Origin of the sequence: Shinella oryzae (assembly GCF_023038235.1) — a bacterium.
Lineage (GTDB): Bacteria > Pseudomonadota > Alphaproteobacteria > Rhizobiales > Rhizobiaceae > Shinella > Shinella sumterensis.
In genome coordinates, this window is record NZ_CP081987.1 from 3,207,365 (window position 1) to 3,228,989 (window position 21,625).

Here is a 21,625-nt window from a genome sequence, read left to right on the forward strand (position 1 = left end):
AGCTCCTGATCATTTACTGCGCTTCGGACGCATTGCCGTCGACGATCTTGCCGGTCTTGATCACCTGCACCTGCGGCACGCCATCGGCGCCGCTGAGCAGATAGTCCGCCGCGCCCGTATCGGGCTCCTGGGCATCGGCGACGCTGCGCAGCGCAAGCGACAGCCGCTCGGCCATCTGCTGGGCGACGCTCATCACCTTCGCCTGGTCCGGCGTGAGTTCGAGTGTGGCGGTGGTGCCCAGCACGGTCTTGGACCCGTCCGGGTTTTCCTGGATCTGCTGGTCGATGGCCAGCACGCGCACGTTGGACAGCACGTTCTCCGTCAGGAAGTTGCCGGTGGTGCTCTTGCGCACCATGATGACGTCGACGCGGTCGTTCGGCAGGATGAAGCCGCCGGCGCCGGTTGCCACCGTGATCTCGGTTGCGACCGCGCGTTTGCCCGCGGGCAGCAGGGAAGACATGATGCGGCTGGAGGAATCGACGATTTTTTCCTGGCGAACCGGCTCGCCGTTGAAGATCGGCATGCGGGCGATGGCGCCATCCAGCGTCTGGATCGCGTCCGGCCGGCTCTGCTCGGTGATGAAGCCCTCGACGACGGAACCTTTCGGCCAGTCGGCCCAGGCGACGGAGTTCGCATTGAGGCGCGTGCCGACGGGCAGGCTTTCGGTCGCGACCAGGACCTTGACGGTCGGCTCGCGCTCCAGGACCGTCTGGGTCTCGACAACCGACACACCACCCTTGCGCGCGACCTGCAGCGCAAGAAAACCTGCGACGCCGGCCGACACGACGGCCACTGCCAGAATGATGATTCGCGCCGGTTTCATGTGGTTTCCCTGAGCTGCGGACACTTCTATCCGCCGACATTGCCCGGGAAAGGTATAATTATGGTTAATAGTCGCCTTACGCTTATAGTTAACAACCGGTTAACGGTGTTGCGACCTTTAGTTGCCGAGGGCGGCGAGCATGAGCGGCGAGGAGGGGTAGGCCATGAAGGCCGCAATGCCGATGGCGATGCCGTAGGGCACTTTCTTGGCCGTGACGAGCGAATCCGGCACGGGAAGACCGCTGGCCAGGATGGAATTGGTGTGTGCACGCACCGACAGGATCGCCAGCGTCAGCACGCCGCCGAGGAACGAGACATAGACCAGGAACTCGAACAGCGAGAAGGTCAGGCCGAACCACACCGCGCTCGCTGTCAGAAGCTTCGCGTCACCCCCGCCCATCACATTGAAGGCGAAGAGCGCAAAGCATACCGAAAAGACGATGGCACCAGCCGCAAGATGCGTCGCGATGTCCGTCAGGCCCAACCCGGCAAGCGGGGCCACGATGAAGAACGACGCGAGAAGAATGGCAGACACTCGATTGGGAATGAGCATCGTCAAAAAGTCGGAACAGGCCGCAACCGCAAGGCAAAGCGGGAAAACCACGAAGATGATAGCTTGGGCCACGACATTTTCCTCTAAAGAAGAGTAGTCTAGCAATTTATTGGTAAAAAAAGCGAAACCGCCCCATGAACGAGGCGGTCTCAGTATTCTTATCAAACCGGTGCCGCTTGATTGATTACTTTGCGTCTACATCCAGGTAGGTCGACAGGTTCTGGAACTGGTTGTTCAGAGAGCCGCCGAGCGCGGTGGCGCCGGTGATGAGAGCAACGGAAATCAGGGCAGCGATCAGGCCGTATTCGATGGCGGTGGCGCCCGATTCGTCCTTCATAAGGCGAGCGAAAATCTTGGTCATGGTATTCTCCTAGCTCCACGATGTTGGTTCAGCACGTCCGCCAACTGTTTCCGTTGTTCGGATGTCTGCAACCTACAGGTCCGCCATTTCCATCGGCTTAAGGAAGTGCGTTAATATTTCCTTGACGCCGCCCCGCTGGAATTATGGTCAAAGAATGGTTGATTCCCCATTCATTGTGCTTTTCGCCTCCTGATGGCCGGAAAAAGCACGGAAATGCCGGAAACGCTAAAGTTGCGTGGCGTGTAGCGTGCCTGGCGCTTAAATCTTCATTTACCATTCGCGGCGATGCTATCCCTGCCTTGTCTTCGGGATGACTGTTTATGGGACGCCACCGCACCTTCGCCGTTCACGCTGCAAAGCTCGTGACGGCCGCTTCTCTCCTGCTTTCGGCCGGCGCCTCCGCCATGGCCCAGGAGCAGTTGATGCGCGTCTATATGGATCATGCCCGCGTGCTCCGGCTCGACCGGCCGGTCAGCAAGGTCATCATCGGCAATGCCGAAGTGGCGGACGCCACCGTGGCCGACGCCAAGACGATCGTCATCACGGGCCGCAGCTTCGGCACCACCAATCTCGTTCTGCTGGATGCCGATGGCAACGCCATCGTCGACGAGCGCATCCTCGTGTCCATCGATGAGGGCAACACGGTGCGGGTCTTCCGACAGACGGAGCGCTCCGTCCTCTCCTGCACGCCGAACTGCGAGGAGCATGCTTCCCGCGACAAGGCCTCCGGCAACTGACGATCGTTGTCGCGCCGGCGTGCGAAACCGGGAAACCGTTCAAGTCTTCGCCGCCGCACACACGAAAAATAAACGGTCGGCCTTCTATCCTGGCATGATCTGGGATTTGGGAACGGATCGCAATGTCGCTCGATCAGGATGTGTCCAGCCGCCGACAGCCTGTGAAGGGGCTGTTGAAGCGCTTCTATCGTCGCCGTGACGGCGCGACGGCAATCGAGTTCGCCATTCTCGCCATTCCGTTCTTCGTCATGATCTTCGCGTCGCTCGAAACCTTCGTGGCGTTCACCGGCGAACAGCTTCTTGCCAATGCGACCGAAAACATGGCGCGCAAGATTCGCACCGGCGAGATCAAATCCGATTACCCCGTAAGGGACTTTCGAAAGCTCTTCTGCGAAGAAATCAGCATCCTCATGCCCTGCTCGGCCAAGGAAATCGATACGCCCGACAAACTGCTGATCGATGTCCGCGGTTTCGATAAATTCACGGATATCCCGCAGGCTGTTCCTCTTGTCGATTCCGACCTCGATACGAAATCCTTCACGTTCGCGCCGGGCGGCAAGAAGTCGATCAACATCGTGCGCGCTTATTACCGGTGGGACGTCATCACCGATCTCGTGCGTCCGCTGCTCTCGAACGTCAAGTCGGCGAAGGGCTCGCAGAACTATCTCATGATCGCGACGGCTGTCGTCCAGAACGAGGATTATCCGTAATGGCCGGGGATGTGTCACGAGCCTGCAAGGACGATGTCCGGCCAGCGAAGGGCCTCCTTTTGCGCCTGCGCCGCTTCATTGCCGATCGCCGGGGCGTCGGCGCCATCGAATTCGCGATCGTCGCGCCGATGCTGATCATCACCTATATCGGTGCCTTCGAGATTTCCGTCGCCATCTCCATGGCGCGTAAGGTCAGCCGTGCCTCCAGCACCGTGTCGGATCTCCTGACCCGCAACGAGAGCACGACGGCGGCGGTGCTCGCCAGCATGAAGGATGTTACCAGCAACGTCATCACGCCGTTCAAGCAGGATGGTTATACCCTGATGATCACGGGTATCGCCATCGATGCCGCCGGCAGCGCCAAGGTGGCGTGGTCGCGCGATCAGGATGGCGGAACGCCCTATACCAAGGGGAGCACGGTCATTTTGCCGCCGGATGTGGCGGTAAAGGATGCCTTCATCGTTCGCACGGAATATACCGTGCCGCACAAGATCCTGCTGATGGCGCCCGGACTGAGCTCGCATATCAACAACATCACGCTCGGCAAGACGAGCTACTTCCGCAAGCGTACGGGCGAGACGATCATCACCTGCTCCGATTGCTGACGACATCCGTTTACCGCGCGGATTTCGCTTGAACCTGTTGTCATCGCCGTGTCATGTCACCCGAATGCGGACGGATGGCGGGTGACCATGGCAAGAGCCTTTCTCTTTGTTCTCGATTCCTTCGGCATCGGCGGCGGCCCGGATGCGGCCGCGTTCGGTGATCTCGGTGCCGATACGCTGGGCCATATCGCGGAATTCTGCGCCGCCGGCGCCGCCGACCGGCAGGGGCTGCGGCAGGGTCCGCTGAAGCTTCCCAACATGTCGGCGCTCGGTCTGCTGCATGCCGCGCGCGCGGCGACGGGTCGTTTTCCGATCGGCATGGAGGTGCCGCAACGCGTCTTCGGTTATCACGGCGCCGCCAGCGAGGTCTCGAGCGGCAAGGACACGCCGTCGGGCCACTGGGAAATCGCCGGCACGCCCGTGACCTTCGACTGGGGCTATTTTCCCGCCGAAGGCGAGGCGTTCGAACCGGACCTGGTCGCGGCCATCCGCGTGGCGGGGAAGGTGCCCGGCATCCTCGGCAATTGCCACGCATCGGGCACGGATATCATCGCCCGCGACGGGCTCGAGCACATGCGCACCGGCAAGCCCATCTGCTACACCTCCACGGATTCCGTCTTCCAGGTCGCCGCGCACGAGCGGACCTTCGGGTTGGAACGCCTGCTCGCCTTCTGCGAAACCGTGCGGACGATCCTCGACGAGCGGCCGGGCGGACGTATCGGTCGGGTCATTGCGCGTCCCTTCGTCGGCGAAAGCCCGGAGACGTTCAGGCGCACCGGAAACCGTCGCGATTATTCCGTGCCGCCGCCGGAACTGACCCTGCTCGACAGGCTGACGGAGGCCGGCCGCACGGTGCACGCCGTCGGCAAGATCGGCGATATCTTCGCCCATAAGGGCATCGGCACGCTGACCAAGGCCGATGGCAACATGGCGCTGCTCGACGCGACGCTGCGCGTGATGGACGAAGCGAAGGACGGCGATCTCGTCTTCACCAACTTCGTCGATTTCGACATGCTCTATGGCCATCGCCGTGACGTCGCCGGCTATGCGGCGGCGCTGGAGGCCTTCGATCGCCGCCTGCCGGAGGTGGATCGCAAGCTGAAGCCGGGCGATCTCGTCATCCTGACGGCCGATCACGGCTGCGACCCCACCTGGCGCGGCACCGACCACACGCGCGAGCGCGTGCCGATCCTGAGCTTCGGGCCCGGCATCCGTTCCCGGCTGATCGAGACCCGGTCCACTTTCGCCGATATCGGCGAAAGCGTTGCCCGCCATCTCGGCATTGCGCCCGGCAAGCATGGACGGAGTTTCCTGTGACGACATCCATGCCCAAGGCGGAACTGCACTGCCATATCGAAGGCGCCACGCCGCCGGCGCTCGCGCTGTCGCAGGCCGCGCGCTACGGCATCGATACGTCCGCCTTCATCCGCGACGGCGCCTACGCCTGGCAGGATTTCACGAGCTTCGTGCAAAGCTACGACGCGACCGCCAACCTCTTCCGCACGGAGCAGGATTATGCGCTGCTTGCCGAAACCTACCTGACGGAGATCGCGCAGGCCGGCGCCATCTACAGTGAACTGATCGTCTCGCCCGACCAGGGCGACGCGGTCGGGATCGGCGCGGACGCCTATATCGCCGGACTTGCCGAGGGTGCCGAGCGGGCAAAAGCGAAAACCGGCATCGAGACGCGGTTCATCATCGTCGGCATCAGGCATTTCGGGCCGGAGCGCGTGGTGAAGGCTGCGGAATATGCCGCGCGCCGTCCCCATCCGTTGATAACGGGCTTCAACCTCGCCGGCGAGGAGCGCATGCACCGCGTGGCGGATTTTGTTCGCGCCTTCGATATCGCCCGTGATGCGGGCCTCGGCATCACGATCCATGCCGGCGAACTCTCCGGCGCCTTCAGCGTGCGCGATGCGCTCGATCATGTGCGCCCGTCGCGCATCAGCCACGGCGTGCGCGCCATCGAGGATGTCGGTCTCGTGCGCCGGCTGGCCGACGAGGGCGTGGTGCTGGAAGTCTGCCCGGGCTCCAATGTGGCGCTCGGCGTTTTCCCGGATTTCGAAAGCCATCCGCTGCGCGTACTGCACGCGGCCGGCGTGCGGGTCACGCTCAACTCCGACGATCCGCCCTTCTTCCACACGTCGCTGGCGCGCGAATACGAGGTGGCCTCTGCCGTGATGGGCTTCAGCGACGCCGACATCCGCGGCATGACGCGCACGGCGATCGAGGCGGCCTTTGTCGACGCGCCGACGCGGCAGAGGCTTCTGGCGGCGCTTTGAAGCAAGCGGGCTGGGGATGGTGCCGGCCGCCCGCTCTCTTCACTTGCGGCCCCGCGCCGTTCCGTGGAAAAAGAAGCGTTCAGATATTATCGGAAGGTTGGCCATGGACGGCGTCACAGTCATCGATCACCCGCTCGTGCAGCACAAGCTGACCATCATGCGCAAGGAGGAGACGTCGACGGGCAGTTTCCGCCGTCTGCTGCGCGAAATCTCCACGCTGCTTTGCTATGAGGTCACGCGCGACCTGGAGCTGACGACCGCCCGCATCAAGACGCCGCTCGAAGAGATCGATGCGCCGGTGCTGGAAGGCAAGAAGCTCGTCTTCGCGTCCATCCTGCGCGCCGGCAACGGCCTGCTCGAAGGCATGCTGGAGCTGGTGCCGTCGGCCCGCGTCTCCCATATCGGCGTCTACCGCGATCACGAGACGCTGGAGGCGGTCGAATATTTCTTCAAGGCCCCCGACAGCATCGACGAACGCCTCGTCATCGTCGTCGACCCGATGCTGGCGACCGGCAATTCGGCAATCGCCGCCATCGATACGCTGAAGAGCCGCGGCGCGACGAATATCCGCTTCCTCTGCCTGCTGGCAGCGCCCGAGGGCATCAAAAGCTTCCGGGCGCATCACCCCGACGTGCCGGTCTATACGGCGTCCATCGACCGCCAGCTCAACGAGAAGGGTTACATCGTGCCCGGCCTCGGCGATGCCGGCGACCGCATGTATGGCACGAAGTAGCCGTTAACCGCCGCTTTACCAAGTCGAGCGAAGATCGTGGAGAGGGGCGCCATCCGGCGCCCCTTTTTGCCGTCCGTTAGCCGGTGCTGTGCTAGTTCGGGACAGATTGTTCCGGAGACCGGCCATGTTCGTTCGAAGCCTCGTCCTTCTCGTCGGCGGCGTTCTTGCCGCCGCGGCCTTCGTGCCAGACCTTGCCAGCCGTTATGTCGGCGAAAAACAGAGCCCGACCGCTGAAGCCAGGGTGGAGACGGCGTCCGTGCAGCCGGGGCAGGATGCCGCGCGCTATACCGGCAACCGCAGCGCCACGATCGATGCGGACGCTGGCGGGCATTTCACCGGCCTCTTCGCCATCAATGGCCGCAAGGAACAGGGCATGATCGATACCGGCGCCAGCATGGTGGCCATCAATGTCTCGACCGCCCAGCGCCTCGGCATCGACAGGGCCGATCTCGATTTCCGCTATGCCGTGGATACCGCCAACGGCAAGGCGCGCGCCGCCTATATCCGTCTCGACAAGATCGAGATCGGCCCGGTCCGCATGGACAATGTCGGCGCCATGGTGCTCGACGACAAGGCACTGTCCGGCACGCTGATCGGCATGAGCTTCCTCAAGGGCCTCTCGTCCTACAAGGTCGAAGGCGGCAAGCTGCACCTTACCCGCTGATGCGCGACAGGATCTCGGCTGCCGGGGCCGGCGCCTCCGGGCTGATCGCGTATAGCGCCGTCAGCCGTTCGGCCGCCCGGTCCGCATCCGCATCATTTACCGCGTGAACGCGACCGATCGTGTCGCCCTTCTCCACTTTCGTGCCAAGCGGCAGCAGGCCGTCGAAGCCCACGCGGTGATCGATGGCGTCATCCGGCCGGCTGCGCCCCCCGCCGAGCGCGATGACGGCAAGGCCGACGCCGCGCGTGTCGCAGCTGGCGAGATAGCCGGCCTGCGGCGCCGTCACCGTCCGGGTGACGGGCGCCGCCCCGAGATACCGGTCCGCCCTGTCCAGGAGATCGGCGGGTCCGCCGAGCGCGTGCACCATGCGGGCGAAGGTCTCGGCCGCCGCACTGCTCGCCAGCACGCCGGCCGCCTTGGCGCTCGCGGCATCGACATCCGTTTCCAGACCCGCTGAAACCAGCATCTCCGCTGCGAAGGCCAGCACGATGCGCTCGAGCCGTGTGCCGGCCTTTTCGCCCTTCAGGAAGGCGATGCAGCTGGCGATTTCCAGCGCGTTGCCGGCGGCGTCCGCCAGCGGCTGGTTCATGTCGGTGATGAGCGCGGTGGTGCGCACGCCGGCGCCGTTCGCCACCTCGACCAGCGAGCGCGCCAGGCTTTCCGCCTCGGCGGTAACAGTCATGAAGGCCCCGTTGCCGACCTTCACGTCGAGCACGAGGGACTGGAGCCCCGCCGCCAGCTTCTTGGACAGGATGGAGGCGGTGATGAGCGGTACGGAATCGACCGTCGCCGTCACGTCGCGGATGGCATAGACGCGCTTATCGGCGGGTGCGAGGTCGCCGGTCTGGCCGATGATCGCGCAACCGACATCCGCCACCGTGCGGCGAAAGCGCTCCGCCGAGGGCATGATCGTATAGCCCGGGATCGATTCCAGCTTGTCGAGCGTGCCGCCGGTATGGCCGAGCCCGCGCCCGGAGATCATCGGCACGGCAAGCCCGCAGGCGGCGGCAATCGGCGCCAGCATCAGCGAGACATTGTCGCCGACGCCGCCCGTCGAATGCTTGTCGGCGATCGGCCGGCCGATGCCGGGCCAGTCGAGCACATCGCCCGAATCGCGCATGGCGAGCGTCAGCGCGACCGTCTCGTCGCGCGTCATGCCGTTGAACCAGACCGCCATGGCGAGCGCCGCGACCTGCCCCTCGGAGACGCTGCCATCCGTCACGCCGGCGATGAAGGCGGCGATCTCCTCTTGAGAGAGCGCGTCACCGTTGCGCTTGCGGCGGATCGTCTCCTGCGGCAGCATCTCAGCCGCCGCCGGCGATCATTTCGGCGAGGATGGCGGCAAGCCGCTTGCCGCCGACGGGGGCCATGTCCTTGGTCTCGTGATGGCTGAGCTCGTTGCCCGTCATGCCGGCCCCGAAATTGGTGATGACGGAGGCGGCGGCGACCTTCAGGCCGAGATGGCGGGCGATCAGCACTTCCGGCACGGTCGACATGCCCACGGCATCCGCGCCCAGCACGCGCGCCATGCGGATTTCGGCCGGCGTCTCGAAGCTCGGGCCGGAGAACCACATATAGACGCCGCTCGAAAGCGGGATATCGAGCGTCTGCGCGGCCGCCTCCATGCGGGCGGCGAGGCCGGCGTCATAGGCATTGGTCATGCCGACGAAGCTGTCGTCGCCGTCGAGGCCGATGAGAGGGTTGGTGCCCGAGAAGTTGATGTGGTCGGAAATCCGCATCACGGAGCCGGGCGGCATGTCCTCGCGCAGCGATCCGGCCGCGTTGGTGAGAATGAGCTCGGTGACGCCGAGCCCCTTCAGCACCTCGATCGGCGCGCGCATGGCATTGGCATCGCCGCGCTCGTAATAGTGCACGCGGCCGGACAGCATGATGACGGGCACGGCGCCGAGAGAACCGATGACCATCTCGCCGGCATGGCCGGATACGGCGCTGACCGGGAAGCTCGGCAGGTCCGCATAGGGAATGCGGATGGCGTTCTCTACGGCATCCACCAGCGAACCGAGGCCCGAGCCGAGAACGATGCCGGTGCGCGGTGCGACGCCGCCGAGGCGGGCAAGCAGAAGGTCTGTCGCCGCGCCGCTCATCCGATCACGTCCGTGTTGAAGCCGTGCGGCAGGAGTTCTTCCATGGTCATGGTCTTCTTCACGCCGGTCTCGTCGCACAGATAGATTGGCGTCGTCGCGCTGGCGAATTCCGCGATCTTCTGCCGGCAGCCGCCGCAGGGCGGGCAGAGCGGCAGCTTTTCGGCGATCACAGCCATCTCCACGATCTTCTTCGCGCCGCCCATGATCATCTGGCTGATGGCGGTGGGTTCGGCGCACCAGCCCTGCGGGAAGGACAGGTTCTCGATATTGGCGCCGGCATAGATCCGTCCGTCCTCGGCGCGGATCGCCGCGCCGACGGGAAACTTGGAATAGGGGGCATGCGCGAAGGCCATCGCCGCGCGCGCTGCCTCGAACAGGTCATGGGACATTCTAGCGCTCCTTCACATAGGGCACGCCGCCGGCCTTCGGCGGAATGGCCTTGCCGATGAAGCCTGCAAGCAGGATCACGGTGAGGATATAGGGCAGGGCCTGCATCAGCTGTACCGGCACCTTGCCGATCAGCGGGAAGGCATAGCCCTGGTAGCGGATCGCGAAGGCATCAAGGAAGCCGAAGAGCAGGCAGGCGAAAAGGATGTTCTTCGGCCGCCACTTGGCAAAGATCAGCGCGGCCAGCGCGATATAGCCCTTGCCGGCCGTCATGCCCTTGGTGAAGCCCGCACCGGCGGCAAGCGACAGATAGGCGCCGGCGATACCGCACAGGATGCCGCAGCAGATGACGGCGCGGTAGCGCAGCCAGATCACCGAAATGCCGGCCGTATCGACGGCACCCGGATTTTCGCCCACGGCGCGCAGCCGCAGGCCGAAACGCGTGCGGTAGAGGATCCACCAGCTGGCCGGCACCATCAGGAAGGCGAGATAGGTGAGCGGCGAGTGGCCGGAGAGCAGGCCGGAATAAAGCGGCCCCAGGATCGGCACGTCGCGCACGGCATCGGCGAAGGGCAGGGTGACCGTGCCGAAGCGGCCGTCCGCCGAAAGGGCAGGCGTGCGCCCGCCCTGCCTGAACCATGCCTCACCGAGGATGACGGTGGAGCCGGCCACGACGAAGTTGATGGCGACGCCGGAGACGATCTGGCTGCCGCGCTGGGTGATGGAGGCATAGCCGTGCACCAGCGAGAGCAGAACCGAGACGAGCACGGCGGCAAGCAGGCCCATATAGACCGACTGGCTGATATAGGCGACGCAGCCGGCGGCAAAGGCCGCACCCAGCATCTTGCCCTCGAGCCCGATGTCGAAGATGCCGGCACGCTCGGTGAAGAGGCCGGCGAGTGCGGCGAGGATCAGCGGCGTGGAGAGGCGCACGGTGGATTGCGCCAGTTCGATGAAGACCTGAAAGACATCCATGATCAGGCTCCCTTCGTCACGGCGGCGTCGCGCGTCTTCGGCGACAGGCCGAGGATGACGCGGGTGATAGCCGGGCGGAACATATGCTCCAGCGCGCCGGCAAACAGGATCACCAGGCCCTGGATGATGACGATCATGTCGCGCGAGATCGACGGCATCTCGAAGGAGATTTCCGCCCCGCCCTGATAGAGCATGCCGAACAGCAGGGCTGCGGGAATGATGCCGGCCGGATGCGAGCGGCCCATCAGCGCCACCGCGATGCCGACGAAGCCCGCGCCCTGCACGAAATCCAGCTGCATGCGGAACTGCTCGCCCATGATCGGGTTCAGCGCCATCATGCCGGCAAGGCCGCCCGAGATCATCATGGCGATGACGATGATCTTCGCCTCCTTGATGCCGGCATAGCGGGCCGCGGCGGGGCTGTGGCCCATCGTGCGCATCTCGTAGCCGAGCCGCGTGCGCCAGATCAGCACCCACACGCCGAAGGCGGCGAGAAGGGCAAGCAGGAAGGAGATGTTGAACGGCGCGGAGCCGACCGAAAGCCCGAAGATCGACATCAGCCAGTCGAGCTTCGGCAGCTGTCCGCCGGCATCGAAGGTGCGGGTCTCCAGCGACATCGAGCCCATCGGCTTGAACACCCGGTTGAGCAGGTAGTTCATCAGGCTCGCGGCGATGAAGTTGAACATGATGGTGGTGATGACGATATGGCTGCCGCGCTTGGCCTGCAGCCAGCCCGGGATCATCGCCCAGAGAGCTCCGAAGAAGGCGGCGCCGACAATGGCGATCGGGAAAACGAGATACCAGGGCAGCGTGCGGTCGAAGGCGAGGCACGCCAGCACCACGCCGATGCCGCCGATATAGGCCTGGCCTTCGCCCCCGATATTGAACAGCCCGCAGTGGAAGGCGACCGCGACGGCAAGGCCGGTGAAGATGAAGGTCGTCGTGTAGTAGAGCGTGAAACCGATATATTCGCCGCGGCCGAAGGCGCCGTTCACCATGTGATAGGCGGCCTCCAGCGGGCTTTCGCCGACGATCAGCACGACGAGGCCGGAAATCAGGAAGGCGACGGCGAGGTTCACCAGCGGGATCAGGCCATATTCGGCCCAACCGGGCAGCTTCGCATAGGGAACACTCATTCCGCGGCCTCCTTGCGGCCTTCCACACCGGCCATCAGCAGGCCGAGTTCACCCTCGGTCGCATCGGGCGTGCGCTCGCCCACCACCCGGCCGGCAAACATCACGAGGATGCGGTCCGACAGCGCGCGGATCTCGTCCAGTTCGACGGAGACGAGCAGCACGGCCTTGCCCTGGTCGCGCATCTCGATGATGCGCTTGTGAATGAATTCGATGGCGCCGACATCCACGCCGCGCGTCGGCTGGCCGATGATCAACACATCGGGATTGCGCTCCATCTCGCGCGCCAGCACGATCTTCTGCTGGTTGCCGCCGGAGAAGTTGGCGGTCTTGAGCCGCGGGTTCGGCGGGCGGATATCGTAGGCGGCGATCTTCGCTTCGGCATCGGCGCGGATGGCGTCGACATCGAGCAGCATGCCCCTGCGGTATTTCGCATCGTCATGATAGCCGAGAATGGCGTTCTCGCTTTCCTCGAATTTCAGCACGAGCCCGACATGATGGCGGTCCTCCGGCACATGGGTCAGACCGCGCCGGCGCAGGTCCGCCGGGTCGGCATTGCCCGTCACGTCGATTTCCCTGCCGTTCAGCAGCACCGTGCCCGACTTCGCGCGGCGGATGCCGGAAATCGCCTCCAACAGTTCGGACTGGCCGTTGCCGGCCACACCCGCGATGCCGACGATCTCGCCCGCGCGGATGTCGAAGGACACGTCGTCCACCATCGTCACGCCGCGGCTGTCGCGCACCGTCAGGTTCTTCACCGAAAGCTTGACGTCGGCAGGCTTGGCCTCGCCCTTCTCGACGCGCAGCAGAACCCGGCGGCCGACCATCAGCTCGGCCAATTCTTCCACGGAGGTCTCCTTCGTCGTGCGCGTCGCCACCATCTCGCCGCGGCGCATGACGGACACCTCGTCGGTGATCGCCATGATCTCGCGCAGCTTGTGGGTGATGAGCAGGACGGTCTTTCCCTCGTCCTTCAGCTGGCCGAGGATACGGAACAGATGATCGGCCTCGGCCGGCGTCAGCACGCCGGTCGGCTCGTCCAGGATGAGGATATCGGCCTTGCGGTAGAGCGCCTTCAGGATCTCCACGCGCTGCTGGATGCCGACGGGCAGTTCCTCGATCACCGCGTCGGGATCGACCTCCAGCGCATATTCTTTTTCCAGCCGCTTCAGCTCGGCGCGCGCCTTGGTGATGCCGGCATTGAGGATCTGGCTTTCCTCGGCGCCGAGCATGATGTTTTCCAGCACCGTGAAGTTCTCCACCAGCATGAAATGCTGGTGCACCATGCCGATGCCGGCGGCGATCGCCGCATTGGGGTCACGGATCTTGATCGTCTTGCCGTCGACGACGATGTCGCCGCGGTCGGCCTGGTAGAAGCCGTAAAGGATCGACATGAGGGTGGATTTGCCGGCGCCGTTTTCACCGATGATCCCGTGAATGGTGCCTTTGCGGACCTTCAGGTTGATGTTCCGGTTGGCATGGACGGGGCCGAAGCTCTTGTCGATGCCCTTCAGTTCGATTGCCAGTTCGCTCATTGACGATCCACTCTGACGGGGATTTCAGGCCGGCGGGCCGTTGTTCGGCCTGCCGTGTCGCAGTCTTGTTGCTTCCGCAGCGCTTGTCCAGTGCGATTGCGGCGCGGTGGCCTGCCCGCTATAGCTCGTGCCTGCCGCATGAAGCCGAGAGGACAGCCATGACCGGTCTTTCCGACGACACCGCCGATGCACGCATCGCCCGCCTGGAAGAGCATGTCGCCCACCAGGCCCATACGATCGAGGAACTCTCCGACCAGCTCGCCGAGCAATGGCGTGTGGTCGAGCAGATCCGGACGAAGCTCGACCGCCTGACGGAGCGATTTCTCATGCTGGAGGAAGGGTCGCGCGAGGCCCCGGCCATCACCCGCCCGCCCCATTACTGAGCGGTCAGCGCCGCAGGCGGTTTTCGCGAGAAGGGTCATGCCCGGAAACGGAATCGGCCCGTCTGTTTGGCGCAAACGGGCCGTCCGTTACCCTTAGTAGGGGCAGGTCTCGTCCGACATGTAGTCGTGGACCTTCACCGTGCCGGCGATGATGTCGGCGCGCGCCTTGTCGATGGCGGCCTTCATTTCCGGGGTGACGAGCGAGGCGTTGTTGTCGTCCAGGGCCACGTCGACGCCGTTCTCCTTGAGGCCGAGCACGTTGATGCCGGGCTGGAACTTGTCGTCCTTGGCCGACATGAAGGCGTCGTAGACGGCGACATCCACGCGCTTGACCATCGAGGTCAGCACCTTGCCCGGATGCAGGCCGTTCTGGTTGGAATCCACGCCGATGCCGAGCTTGCCGGCGTCGGCTGCAGCCTGCAGGACGCCCACGCCCGTGCCGCCGGCGGCGTGGTAGACCACGTCGGAGCCCTGGTCGAACTGCGACTTGGCGATTTCACCGCCCTTGACCGGGTCGTTCCAGGCGTCCGGCGTCGTGCCGGTATAGGCTTCGAGCACGTTGTAGTCGGCGCCGAGCGACTTGGCGCCGCCGATATAGCCGCAGGCGAACTTGTGGATCAGCGGAATGTCCATGCCGCCGACGAAGGAGACGGTCTTCGACTTGGAGGCCATGCCCGCCATGATGCCGGCGAGCCACGAGCCTTCCTCTTCCTTGAAGACGACGGAGCGCACGTTCGGCTTGTCGACGACCATGTCGATGATGGCGAACTTCGTGTCGGGGTACTCGGCTGCGACCTTCTCAAGCTGCGCGGCCCAGGAGAAACCGGCCATCACGATCGGATTGTTGCCGTCGCCGGCGAAGCGGCGCAGCGCCTGCTCGCGCTGGGCGTCGTTGGCGATTTCGAATTCGCGGTATTCGATGCCGGTCTCGGTTTTGAACTTTTCCGCGCCGTTATAGGCTGCTTCGTTGAAGGATTTGTCGAACTTGCCGCCGAGATCGTAGATGATCGCGGGCTTGATGTCTGCGGCAAACGCGCTCGCCGACATGGCAGCCGTGGCAAGAAGGGTGAGAAGGGTTTTTTTCATTGTGCAGCCCTGTTCGCTATTGATCTTATAGGGATCTTCCGGGCTGCGCCTCACGCAGCGCGCACCGAAGTCACCGACCCTTTCCCTTGGGTCAGGCTGGCGGCATCCTTGCACGGCGTTTGGAAAAATTCACCAGAAATTTTTCAGTTGGTAAAAATATCGTCCGCCGCCAACAGGCGTTTCGACCCGTTGGCGGCGGCGTGCAGAGGGCCTGCGTAGAGGTCCTGCCTGGCGGCTCTCAGCCGATGGCGCAGGCCACCCCGGTGCCGCGCAGGCCGCAGTAACCGCCCGGATTCTTGGCGAGATACTGCTGGTGCTCCTCCTCCGCGAAGTAGAGCGGGCCCGCCTTGGCGATCTCGGTCGTGATGCCGTCCCGCCGCCCGGCGGCGTCGAGCGCCTTCTGGTAGGCGTCGCGGGCCTGGCGCGCGATGGCGAGATCCGCCTCGTCGTCGAGATAGATCGCCGAGCGGTAGGTCGTGCCGACATCGTTGCCCTGGCGCATGCCCTGGGTGGGATCATGCGCCTCGAAGAACGCCTTCAGCAGGGTCTGGAGCGAGACTTCGGCAGGATCATAGACGACGAGCACCACTTCCGTGTGCCCGGTCAGGCCCGTCGTGGTCTCGCGATAGGTCGGGTTGGGCGTGAAACCGCCGGCATAGCCGACGGCGGTCACCCACACGCCGGGGATCTGCCAGAGCAGGCGCTCCGCGCCCCAGAAGCAGCCCATGCCGAGCAGCACGGTCTTGTAGCCCGCGGGATAGGGCCCCTTGAGCGGCCGTCCGTTGACGAAATGGGTCGCGGCTGTGGGAATGGCGTTCTCGCGGCCGGGCAGGGCTGCCTCCGGCGCGGGCATGACGGTCTTCTTGCTGAACATGTTGATATTGAACATGGTGGCCTCCTGGCCGGGCCGCTTTCGTCGCGGCGGTTGGTGTCAGGCGGTGAAGCGGCCGGCAATCGGCGGCCGCCTGTAGGCGATGATCCAGAAGAACAGCGATACGGCCAGCAGCACGGCAAAGGCCGGCTGCGACAGCACCCACATCGCCGCCGGATCCCAGACATAGGGATGGAGATGGCGCATGATGCCATCGGCGACAAGGGCGATCGTATCGGGGCTCGCGGTGCTCCAGGCAACGGCGAGCGGCGTCAGCACGGGTTCGGAAGCCGACACGGACTGGATCGCATCGATCGTGCCCGCCATGACGGCAACCACGAGGGCAAACAGGCTGATCGCCTTCAGGATGAACCGTATCATCGACCTTCTCCGCGCACGGTTTGCGCACCGCTTCTCCGGCTTCCATAGATAAGAAGGCGACGGGCCCTGCGCAATCCCTCGGGCTTTGGCGAAGAACCTTCAAAAATCTGTCAGAAAGCGGTTGATCCCTCGTCAAACCTCGGTATATATCGCGCCGTCTCGCAGAGCTTGAAAAGGCCGAAGCGACCCGCGCCGGACTGACCGTCGGCGACGAGCGGACGGACAGGTGGCCGAGTGGTTGAAGGCGCACGCCTGGAACGCGTGTATAGGGGAAACTCTATCGAGGGTTCGAATCCCTCTCTGTCCGCCATTTCCCGTCCATAGCCCTCTTTACTGCGATCGTAGCCGCCCCCGCTGACCGGGTGCGAAGCGAGCTGCGTCGTGCGCGCCTCTCCAGGTCCGGCGGGATGGGTGGCTCGTTCAGGCGAGAGCGGCCCGGACGATGGCGCGATCCCTCCGGCGTTCCGTCGCCGTCAAGCGAAAGGCACGTTGCATCCGCAACGGTTCCGTATCCTCGACCTTGCGGGCCAGTGCCCGGTCTTCCCGGTCGGCCCAAGCCCACAGGCGCATCAGCCGGTCTTCGGTCATGACCCGCGCAAGAGCGTCCAGTGCGAGCCGGTCCAAGGCGCGGATACCGTTGCGCAGCAAAGGTTCGTCGTTGGCATCCTCCAGAACGTAGTAGGCGGCCTCATCAACGAGATGCCCGTGGATCGTGAGATCGACCAGGACGGCCCGCGCGCGGGTCGAGTTCGCTCGTGCCAACCAGGAAAACAGATCGAAAGGGTCGACCCTGAGCATCAGGAGCGCTTCGACGATGCGTGCGGACACAAAGCTGTCCATGTCCCGGCCCGACTTGCGCATCACAGGTTCGAATGGCACGGGATCGCCGCCATCAAACCAGTTCGACGCGACGCTGCAGAACAGGGCGCGCAGGCCATCCTGTTCCTCCTTCGGCCAGCGCCAGAGCCCCAGTCGCATGGCACCTTCCATCGGAAGGTAATCCTGCTCGGCGTTCAGGAATGTCAGTTCCAGACCGCGGGGCAGCCAATGCAGGAACGTGTCGCGGCCACCGGAGCAGTTCGGATGTTCGAAATAGATCTGCGCGAAGCTTTCGAGGGTGGCGCGACGCGGATCGCCCGCATTTCGCGTTCGCGCCTCCTCCTCGGGCGTAAAACATTGGCGGCACCAGCCCCAATTCGGACGGTACCGGGAGAAAACCGCATAGAGGTGCGAGAGGCAGCGATCGGCGGCAGGGGGATTGCGATCGAAGCGATAGAGGGATTGCTCGACCTGGCGCTCTGACGGGCGTTGAAGATGCTTCAAGGAGCGGGCGTCCCGAGCGCACGATGAATCGCAGCATAAGGCGATGAAACGTTCATTTGTTCTCCGCACAGACGCATTGCCTGCTTACTGCCGATGATCGCTCAAAAGCGGACTGATCGCAAACCACTCCTGAAATCCTGCGACGTGACGCCTTGTCGTCACGTACAGCCGCTATACTTCTTCCAGACACCTCGTGAGGAGGTCGAAGACGGAAGGAACCGCCATGGGAATTTTCAGCTCCATCAAGGAAAAGCTTTTCGGCAAGGCGGCACAGCCGGCCGCAGTCGAAACCGCATCGACGACGACGATCGGAGGCGCCGGCGTGGCACCGGCGACCGCGGATGTTTCGGCCACGCCTTCTTTGAAGGACGATGCCACCGGCACGCTTGGGGGCACGCCTGCTGCGACGCCGCAATCGGTGCAGACGGGCAATGTCGACGTGGCCGCCATTCTCGATGACGCGGTCGCCAAGAACGGCCAGAAGCTGGATTGGCGCCACTCGATCGTCGATCTGATGAAGGCGCTCGGCATGGACGCGAGCCTTGCCGAGCGCAAGGAACTCGCCGATGAACTCGGCTACACCGGCGACAAGGGCGACTCGGCCGCAATGAACATGTGGCTCCACAAGGCGCTGTTGAAGGCGCTCGCCGACAACGGCGGCAAGGTGCCCGCCGAACTGCTCGACTGAGACGCGTATGCACCTGCCATCCGCCCGGTCGGGCGGGTGGTGTTGGACAAAACGATGTCCGCTCCGCCGACAGCAAAAAACCGCTCACCCCTTGGGGTGAGCGGTCAAATGTGCTGAACATGATCGGAGCGGGATTACCAGGTCTGGCGGCCGTACCAGTCGTCGATGTCCTTCTTGGTCTGATCCTTGGCGTAGCCGTAACGCTCCTGGATCTTGCCTTCGAGCTGGTCGCGCTTGCCATCGATGACGTCAAGATCGTCGTCGGTGAGCTTGCCCCACTGTTCCTTGATCTTGCCCTTGACCTGCTTCCAGTTACCTTCGACGCGATTCCAGTCCATTTTTCTCTCCCTTTTAGGATCGTGATGGGAGGGAAATGCGCGAAAAGCGATTTTGATCCATCGTGTCGAGGCGATCTGCCATCTGGCTGTAATCATCGCCGTCTATATCCCGCTATGGCAGACGCGCCGCTTTTCGGGTGGCGTGCCTGCTCAACGGTCGCGCCGACGGGATAGCCCATGGTCAATATTGCGGTCGCCGGCATCGGTTATGTCGGTCTTTCCAACGCCGTGCTGCTGGCGCAGCACAATGGCGTGGTCGCCTATGACATTACCGGCGAGCGGGTCGACAGCGTGAATGCCGGTATCTCGCCGGTGGCGGACGCCGAAATCGAGAATTACCTGCGGACGAAACCGCTCCACCTGCGCGCCACCACGGACAAGACGAATGCGTTTGCCGAGGCGGATTTCGTCGTCGTCGCAACGCCCACCAATTACGACCCCGACTATAACTATTTCGATACGACGAGTGTCGAGGCCGTCATCGAGGATATCCGACAGGTGAACACGCAGGCCACCATCGTCATCAAGTCGACCATTCCCGTCGGCTATACACAGTGGCTGCGCGCGGCCCGCGGCGACGAGAAAATCCTGTTTTCACCGGAATTCCTGCGCGAGGGCAGGGCGCTCTACGACAACCTGCATCCCTCGCGCATCGTCGTGGGCGCCGATACGCCGGAGGCGCACCGGTTTGCCGGGCTGCTGCGGCAGGGCGCCGTGCGGGAGGATGTCCCGGTGCTGTTTACCGGCCCGGGCGAGGCCGAGGCGATCAAGCTTTTCGCCAACACCTACCTCGCCATGCGCGTGGCCTATTTCAACGAGCTCGATTCCTACGCCATGACGCATGGCATCGATACGCGCGCGATCATCGAGGGCGTCGGGCTCGATCCGCGCATCGGCCAGCACTACAACAATCCCTCCTTCGGCTATGGCGGTTACTGCCTGCCCAAGGATACGCGCCAGCTGCTTTCCAACTTCAGCAATGTGCCGCAGAACCTGATCCGCGCCATCGTGGATGCCAATGCGACGCGCAAGGATTTCCTCGCCGACGACATCGCCGCCCGCGACCCCGGTGTGGTCGGCGTCTACCGGCTGGCGATGAAGACGGGATCGGACAATTTCCGCGAATCCTCGGTCCAGGGCATCATGCAGCGCCTCGCGGCGCGCGGCATTCCCGTGATCGTCTATGAACCGGATTTTCCAGGCGAAACGGTCTTTCGCCACGAGATCGTGCGTGACCTGGAGGCCTTCAAGCAGCGCGCCGATATCATCATCGCCAACCGCCACGCCGACGATCTCGGCGATGTCGCGGGCAAGGTCTACACCCGCGACGTCTTCGGCCGCGATTGACCGGCCGTAACGCACGGGCCGCGAGGACCCGTGCGTCCTGTCGTCATTCCATTAGCCGGCGAAGTCTTCCGGCAGCAGGCCTTCGGGCATGTTCTGGTAGGAGACCGGGCGCAGGAAGCGGCGGATCGACATCGTGCCGACGCTGGTCGCGCCGAAATTGGTCGATGCCGGATATGGCCCGCCATGCACCATGGAATCCACCACCTCGACGCCGGTCGGGAAGCCGTTGACCAGCACGCGGCCGGCCTTGCGCTCGAGGATCGGGCGCAGGCGCCTGGCATCGTCGAGATCGCCGGCATCCATCTGGATGGTCGCCGTCAGCTGGCCTTCGAACTTGCGCGCCAGCGTCTCCATCTCGTCGACCGAGCCGACGCGCACGACGAGACCGAGCGGGCCGAACACCTCTTCGGAAAGCGCATGGTCGGCCAGGAAATGCTCGCCGGAGATTTCGAACAGGTTCGGCAGCGCCTCACGGCCGGTGGATTCGGTGGTCAGCAGCGGCTTCACCGTGTTGCGGCTTTCGAAACGCGCCTGGCCGTCGTGATAGGCTTTGGCGATGCCGTCCGTCAGCATGGTCTGCGCGCCGACCTTCGAGAGGGCCTCCACGGCGGCCGCCGTGAAGCGGTCGGCATCGGCGCCGTCGGCGACGACGGCGATGCCCGGATTGGTGCAGAATTGGCCCGCACCCATGGTGAGCGAGCCCGCCCAGCCCTGGCCGAGCCCTTCCGCCCGCGCCTTGAGCGCCTCGGGCAGCAGGAACATCGGGTTGACGGAGCCGAGCTCACCGAAGAACGGGATCGGCTCGGGGCGGGCGGCGCACAGGTTGAACAGCGCACGGCCGCCGGCAAGCGAGCCGGTAAAGCCGACGGCCTTGATGAGCGGGTGCTGTACCACGGCCTCGCCGACCTGGCGGTTGCCGCCCTGGATCAGCGAGAAGACGCCCGGATGAACGCCGGTCTTCTCGATGGCGGCCAGCACGGCTTCCGCGACGATCTCGCCGGTGCCGGGATGGGCCGAATGCCCCTTGACCACGACGGGGCAACCGGCGGCCAGCGCGGCCGCGGTGTCGCCGCCGGCGGTGGAGAAGGCGAGCGGGAAGTTCGAGGCGCCGAACACCGCCACCGGGCCGATCGGCCGCTGGATCAGGCGAATCTCGGGGCGCGGCGCCGGCTGGCGATCGGGCAGGGCGGCGTCGAAGCGGCGGTCGAGATAATCGCCCTTCTCGATATGATCGGCAAAGAGCCGCAGCTGGCCGGTCGTGCGGCCACGTTCACCCTGCAGGCGCGCCACCGGCAGGCCGGTTTCCTGCGTGCCGATCTCGGTGATGGCATCCGCGCGGGCCTCGATCTCGTCGGCGATGGCGCGCAGGAAGGCGGCGCGCGTGGCACGCGAGGAATAGCCGTAGCTGAGGAAGGCCTCTTCGGCGGCCTCGGCGGCGCGGTTCACCAGCTCGACCGTGCCCACGGCGAAATCGTAGGAGGGGCCATGCGCCGGTGTGGAGGCGAAGGTGCCGTTGCCGTCGAGCCATTGTCCGGCCACGAGGTGTTTGCCGTTGGGAGTGAAAGCCATTTTGGGTACCTTTCTCACGGGAAGGGGATAGCCGTCG

The 21,625-nt window shown here is 64.4% G+C and carries 25 protein-coding genes and 1 tRNA gene; 11 read left to right on the top strand and 15 right to left on the bottom strand.

Features of this window, described 5'->3' with window-relative positions:
• Positions 1-13: 13 nt before the first annotated feature.
• From cpaB to K6301_RS15570, 3 genes are all read right to left on the bottom strand, one after another.
• Complete coding sequence (gene cpaB / locus K6301_RS15560) at positions 14-823, bottom strand: Flp pilus assembly protein CpaB (RefSeq protein ID WP_247218228.1); 810 nt, start codon at positions 821-823, stop codon at positions 14-16.
• Positions 824-940: 117 nt separating this feature from the next.
• Entirely contained in the window at positions 941-1,447 is a 507-nt protein-coding gene (locus K6301_RS15565) for an A24 family peptidase (RefSeq protein WP_247218230.1), read from the bottom strand.
• Between the two features lie 112 nt (positions 1,448-1,559).
• Entirely contained in the window at positions 1,560-1,736 is a 177-nt protein-coding gene (locus K6301_RS15570) for a Flp family type IVb pilin (RefSeq protein ID WP_247218232.1), read from the bottom strand.
• A gap of 320 nt (positions 1,737-2,056) precedes the next feature.
• Here K6301_RS15570 and K6301_RS15575 point away from each other — a divergent pair, with 320 nt between their 5' ends.
• The 7 genes from K6301_RS15575 (at position 2,057) to K6301_RS15605 (ending at position 7,467) form a co-directional block, all read left to right on the top strand.
• Positions 2,057-2,473 (top strand): pilus assembly protein N-terminal domain-containing protein, encoded by a 417-nt coding sequence (locus K6301_RS15575; RefSeq protein ID WP_247218234.1) that lies wholly within the window; start codon positions 2,057-2,059, stop codon positions 2,471-2,473.
• 122 nt (positions 2,474-2,595) lie between these two features.
• Positions 2,596-3,183 carry a TadE/TadG family type IV pilus assembly protein gene (locus K6301_RS15580; RefSeq protein WP_247218236.1) on the top strand — a complete coding sequence of 196 codons (588 nt, stop codon included), beginning with the start codon at positions 2,596-2,598 and terminating at the stop codon, positions 3,181-3,183.
• Entirely contained in the window at positions 3,183-3,788 is a 606-nt protein-coding gene (locus K6301_RS15585) for a TadE/TadG family type IV pilus assembly protein (RefSeq protein WP_247218238.1), read from the top strand. Before K6301_RS15580 ends, K6301_RS15585 begins: the two co-directional genes overlap by 1 nt.
• An 87-nt stretch (positions 3,789-3,875) precedes the next feature.
• Entirely contained in the window at positions 3,876-5,105 is a 1,230-nt protein-coding gene (locus K6301_RS15590; RefSeq protein WP_247218240.1) for a phosphopentomutase, read from the top strand.
• Between the two features lie 8 nt (positions 5,106-5,113).
• The gene (locus K6301_RS15595; RefSeq protein WP_425475406.1) at positions 5,114-6,070 is read left to right on the top strand and encodes an adenosine deaminase; all 957 of its coding nucleotides are present in this window, start codon (positions 5,114-5,116) and stop codon (positions 6,068-6,070) included.
• A gap of 103 nt (positions 6,071-6,173) precedes the next feature.
• Positions 6,174-6,803, top strand: a complete 630-nt coding sequence (gene upp, locus K6301_RS15600) for a uracil phosphoribosyltransferase (RefSeq protein WP_241599432.1) — start codon at positions 6,174-6,176, stop codon at positions 6,801-6,803.
• Positions 6,804-6,927: 124 nt separating this feature from the next.
• Positions 6,928-7,467, top strand: a complete 540-nt coding sequence (locus tag K6301_RS15605) for a TIGR02281 family clan AA aspartic protease (protein WP_247218244.1) — start codon at positions 6,928-6,930, stop codon at positions 7,465-7,467.
• Here the strand turns inward: K6301_RS15605 and deoA are convergent.
• The 6 genes from deoA to K6301_RS15635 are packed head-to-tail and all read right to left on the bottom strand — an operon-like array spanning position 7,457 to position 13,602.
• Positions 7,457-8,770, bottom strand: a complete 1,314-nt coding sequence (gene deoA, locus K6301_RS15610; protein WP_247218246.1) for a thymidine phosphorylase — start codon at positions 8,768-8,770, stop codon at positions 7,457-7,459. The two genes, K6301_RS15605 and deoA, sit on opposite strands and share 11 nt — an antisense overlap.
• A 1-nt stretch (position 8,771) precedes the next feature.
• The gene (locus tag K6301_RS15615) at positions 8,772-9,572 is read right to left on the bottom strand and encodes a purine-nucleoside phosphorylase (protein ID WP_247218248.1); all 801 of its coding nucleotides are present in this window, start codon (positions 9,570-9,572) and stop codon (positions 8,772-8,774) included.
• A complete protein-coding gene (locus K6301_RS15620) occupies positions 9,569-9,961 on the bottom strand; it encodes a cytidine deaminase (protein ID WP_247218250.1) in 393 nt (130 codons plus the stop codon). The genes K6301_RS15615 and K6301_RS15620 overlap by 4 nt, the downstream gene beginning before the upstream one ends.
• 1 nt (position 9,962) lies before the next feature.
• Positions 9,963-10,934: an ABC transporter permease gene (locus K6301_RS15625; protein ID WP_247218252.1), complete on the bottom strand. Its 972-nt coding sequence runs from the start codon at positions 10,932-10,934 to the stop codon at positions 9,963-9,965.
• Between the two features lie 2 nt (positions 10,935-10,936).
• The gene (locus K6301_RS15630; protein WP_134650451.1) at positions 10,937-12,070 is read right to left on the bottom strand and encodes an ABC transporter permease; all 1,134 of its coding nucleotides are present in this window, start codon (positions 12,068-12,070) and stop codon (positions 10,937-10,939) included.
• Positions 12,067-13,602, bottom strand: coding sequence for an ABC transporter ATP-binding protein (locus tag K6301_RS15635; RefSeq protein ID WP_247218254.1), 1,536 nt, complete (start codon positions 13,600-13,602; stop codon positions 12,067-12,069). Before K6301_RS15635 ends, K6301_RS15630 begins: the two co-directional genes overlap by 4 nt.
• Before the next feature lie 158 nt (positions 13,603-13,760).
• Here K6301_RS15635 and K6301_RS15640 point away from each other — a divergent pair, with 158 nt between their 5' ends.
• Positions 13,761-13,985 (top strand): SlyX family protein, encoded by a 225-nt coding sequence (locus K6301_RS15640; protein ID WP_247218256.1) that lies wholly within the window; start codon positions 13,761-13,763, stop codon positions 13,983-13,985.
• A gap of 93 nt (positions 13,986-14,078) precedes the next feature.
• On the opposite strand, the gene K6301_RS15645 is transcribed toward K6301_RS15640, so the two are convergent.
• The 3 genes from K6301_RS15645 to K6301_RS15655 form a co-directional block, all read right to left on the bottom strand.
• Positions 14,079-15,071, bottom strand: a complete 993-nt coding sequence (locus tag K6301_RS15645; protein ID WP_247218258.1) for a BMP family lipoprotein — start codon at positions 15,069-15,071, stop codon at positions 14,079-14,081.
• 238 nt (positions 15,072-15,309) lie between these two features.
• Complete coding sequence (msrA, locus tag K6301_RS15650) at positions 15,310-15,960, bottom strand: peptide-methionine (S)-S-oxide reductase MsrA (RefSeq protein ID WP_247218260.1); 651 nt, start codon at positions 15,958-15,960, stop codon at positions 15,310-15,312.
• A 42-nt stretch (positions 15,961-16,002) separates the two neighbouring features.
• Positions 16,003-16,323: a hypothetical protein gene (locus K6301_RS15655; RefSeq protein ID WP_202402406.1), complete on the bottom strand. Its 321-nt coding sequence runs from the start codon at positions 16,321-16,323 to the stop codon at positions 16,003-16,005.
• Positions 16,324-16,543: 220 nt separating this feature from the next.
• Here K6301_RS15655 and K6301_RS15660 point away from each other — a divergent pair.
• Positions 16,544-16,633 (top strand) — tRNA-Ser (locus K6301_RS15660).
• A 110-nt stretch (positions 16,634-16,743) separates the two neighbouring features.
• Here the strand turns inward: K6301_RS15660 and K6301_RS15665 are convergent.
• On the bottom strand, positions 16,744-17,646 hold the full coding sequence (locus tag K6301_RS15665) for a hypothetical protein (RefSeq protein ID WP_247218263.1): 903 nt from the start codon (positions 17,644-17,646) through the stop codon (positions 16,744-16,746).
• A 223-nt stretch (positions 17,647-17,869) separates the two neighbouring features.
• Here K6301_RS15665 and K6301_RS15670 point away from each other — a divergent pair, with 223 nt between their 5' ends.
• Positions 17,870-18,334, top strand: a complete 465-nt coding sequence (locus K6301_RS15670; protein ID WP_247218265.1) for a DUF3597 domain-containing protein — start codon at positions 17,870-17,872, stop codon at positions 18,332-18,334.
• A gap of 134 nt (positions 18,335-18,468) precedes the next feature.
• Here the strand turns inward: K6301_RS15670 and K6301_RS15675 are convergent, their stop codons facing one another.
• Positions 18,469-18,672, bottom strand: a complete 204-nt coding sequence (locus K6301_RS15675) for a CsbD family protein (RefSeq protein WP_134650444.1) — start codon at positions 18,670-18,672, stop codon at positions 18,469-18,471.
• Positions 18,673-18,849: 177 nt separating this feature from the next.
• On the opposite strand from K6301_RS15675, the gene K6301_RS15680 reads away from it, so the two are divergent.
• A complete protein-coding gene (locus tag K6301_RS15680) occupies positions 18,850-20,019 on the top strand; it encodes a nucleotide sugar dehydrogenase (protein ID WP_247218267.1) in 1,170 nt (389 codons plus the stop codon).
• Positions 20,020-20,070: 51 nt separating this feature from the next.
• On the opposite strand, the gene K6301_RS15685 is transcribed toward K6301_RS15680, so the two are convergent.
• Positions 20,071-21,588 (bottom strand): aldehyde dehydrogenase (NADP(+)), encoded by a 1,518-nt coding sequence (locus K6301_RS15685; RefSeq protein WP_247218269.1) that lies wholly within the window; start codon positions 21,586-21,588, stop codon positions 20,071-20,073.
• Positions 21,589-21,625: the final 37 nt, after the last annotated feature.

Bases quoted from the DNA above. Each gene is read 5' to 3' on its own strand.
- K6301_RS15640 (WP_247218256.1), top strand. From the start codon at position 13,761: ATGACCGGTCTTTCCGACGACACCGCCGATGCACGCATCGCCCGCCTG.
- K6301_RS15645 (WP_247218258.1), bottom strand. From the start codon at position 15,071: ATGAAAAAAACCCTTCTCACCCTTCTTGCCACGGCTGCCATGTCGGCG.
- K6301_RS15675 (WP_134650444.1), bottom strand. From the start codon at position 18,672: ATGGACTGGAATCGCGTCGAAGGTAACTGGAAGCAGGTCAAGGGCAAG.
- K6301_RS15575 (WP_247218234.1), top strand. From the start codon at position 2,057: ATGGGACGCCACCGCACCTTCGCCGTTCACGCTGCAAAGCTCGTGACG.
- K6301_RS15635 (WP_247218254.1), bottom strand. From the start codon at position 13,602: ATGAGCGAACTGGCAATCGAACTGAAGGGCATCGACAAGAGCTTCGGC.
- K6301_RS15605 (WP_247218244.1), top strand. From the start codon at position 6,928: ATGTTCGTTCGAAGCCTCGTCCTTCTCGTCGGCGGCGTTCTTGCCGCC.
- K6301_RS15590 (WP_247218240.1), top strand. From the start codon at position 3,876: ATGGCAAGAGCCTTTCTCTTTGTTCTCGATTCCTTCGGCATCGGCGGC.
- K6301_RS15620 (WP_247218250.1), bottom strand. From the start codon at position 9,961: ATGTCCCATGACCTGTTCGAGGCAGCGCGCGCGGCGATGGCCTTCGCG.
- K6301_RS15615 (WP_247218248.1), bottom strand. From the start codon at position 9,572: ATGAGCGGCGCGGCGACAGACCTTCTGCTTGCCCGCCTCGGCGGCGTC.
- K6301_RS15570 (WP_247218232.1), bottom strand. From the start codon at position 1,736: ATGACCAAGATTTTCGCTCGCCTTATGAAGGACGAATCGGGCGCCACC.
- K6301_RS15595 (WP_425475406.1), top strand. From the start codon at position 5,114: ATGCCCAAGGCGGAACTGCACTGCCATATCGAAGGCGCCACGCCGCCG.
- K6301_RS15585 (WP_247218238.1), top strand. From the start codon at position 3,183: ATGGCCGGGGATGTGTCACGAGCCTGCAAGGACGATGTCCGGCCAGCG.
- msrA (WP_247218260.1), bottom strand. From the start codon at position 15,960: ATGTTCAATATCAACATGTTCAGCAAGAAGACCGTCATGCCCGCGCCG.
- deoA (WP_247218246.1), bottom strand. From the start codon at position 8,770: ATGCTGCCGCAGGAGACGATCCGCCGCAAGCGCAACGGTGACGCGCTC.
- K6301_RS15625 (WP_247218252.1), bottom strand. From the start codon at position 10,934: ATGGATGTCTTTCAGGTCTTCATCGAACTGGCGCAATCCACCGTGCGC.
- K6301_RS15630 (WP_134650451.1), bottom strand. From the start codon at position 12,070: ATGAGTGTTCCCTATGCGAAGCTGCCCGGTTGGGCCGAATATGGCCTG.
- K6301_RS15655 (WP_202402406.1), bottom strand. From the start codon at position 16,323: ATGATACGGTTCATCCTGAAGGCGATCAGCCTGTTTGCCCTCGTGGTT.
- K6301_RS15680 (WP_247218267.1), top strand. From the start codon at position 18,850: ATGGTCAATATTGCGGTCGCCGGCATCGGTTATGTCGGTCTTTCCAAC.
- K6301_RS15580 (WP_247218236.1), top strand. From the start codon at position 2,596: ATGTCGCTCGATCAGGATGTGTCCAGCCGCCGACAGCCTGTGAAGGGG.
- K6301_RS15685 (WP_247218269.1), bottom strand. From the start codon at position 21,588: ATGGCTTTCACTCCCAACGGCAAACACCTCGTGGCCGGACAATGGCTC.
- K6301_RS15670 (WP_247218265.1), top strand. From the start codon at position 17,870: ATGGGAATTTTCAGCTCCATCAAGGAAAAGCTTTTCGGCAAGGCGGCA.
- upp (WP_241599432.1), top strand. From the start codon at position 6,174: ATGGACGGCGTCACAGTCATCGATCACCCGCTCGTGCAGCACAAGCTG.
- cpaB (WP_247218228.1), bottom strand. From the start codon at position 823: ATGAAACCGGCGCGAATCATCATTCTGGCAGTGGCCGTCGTGTCGGCC.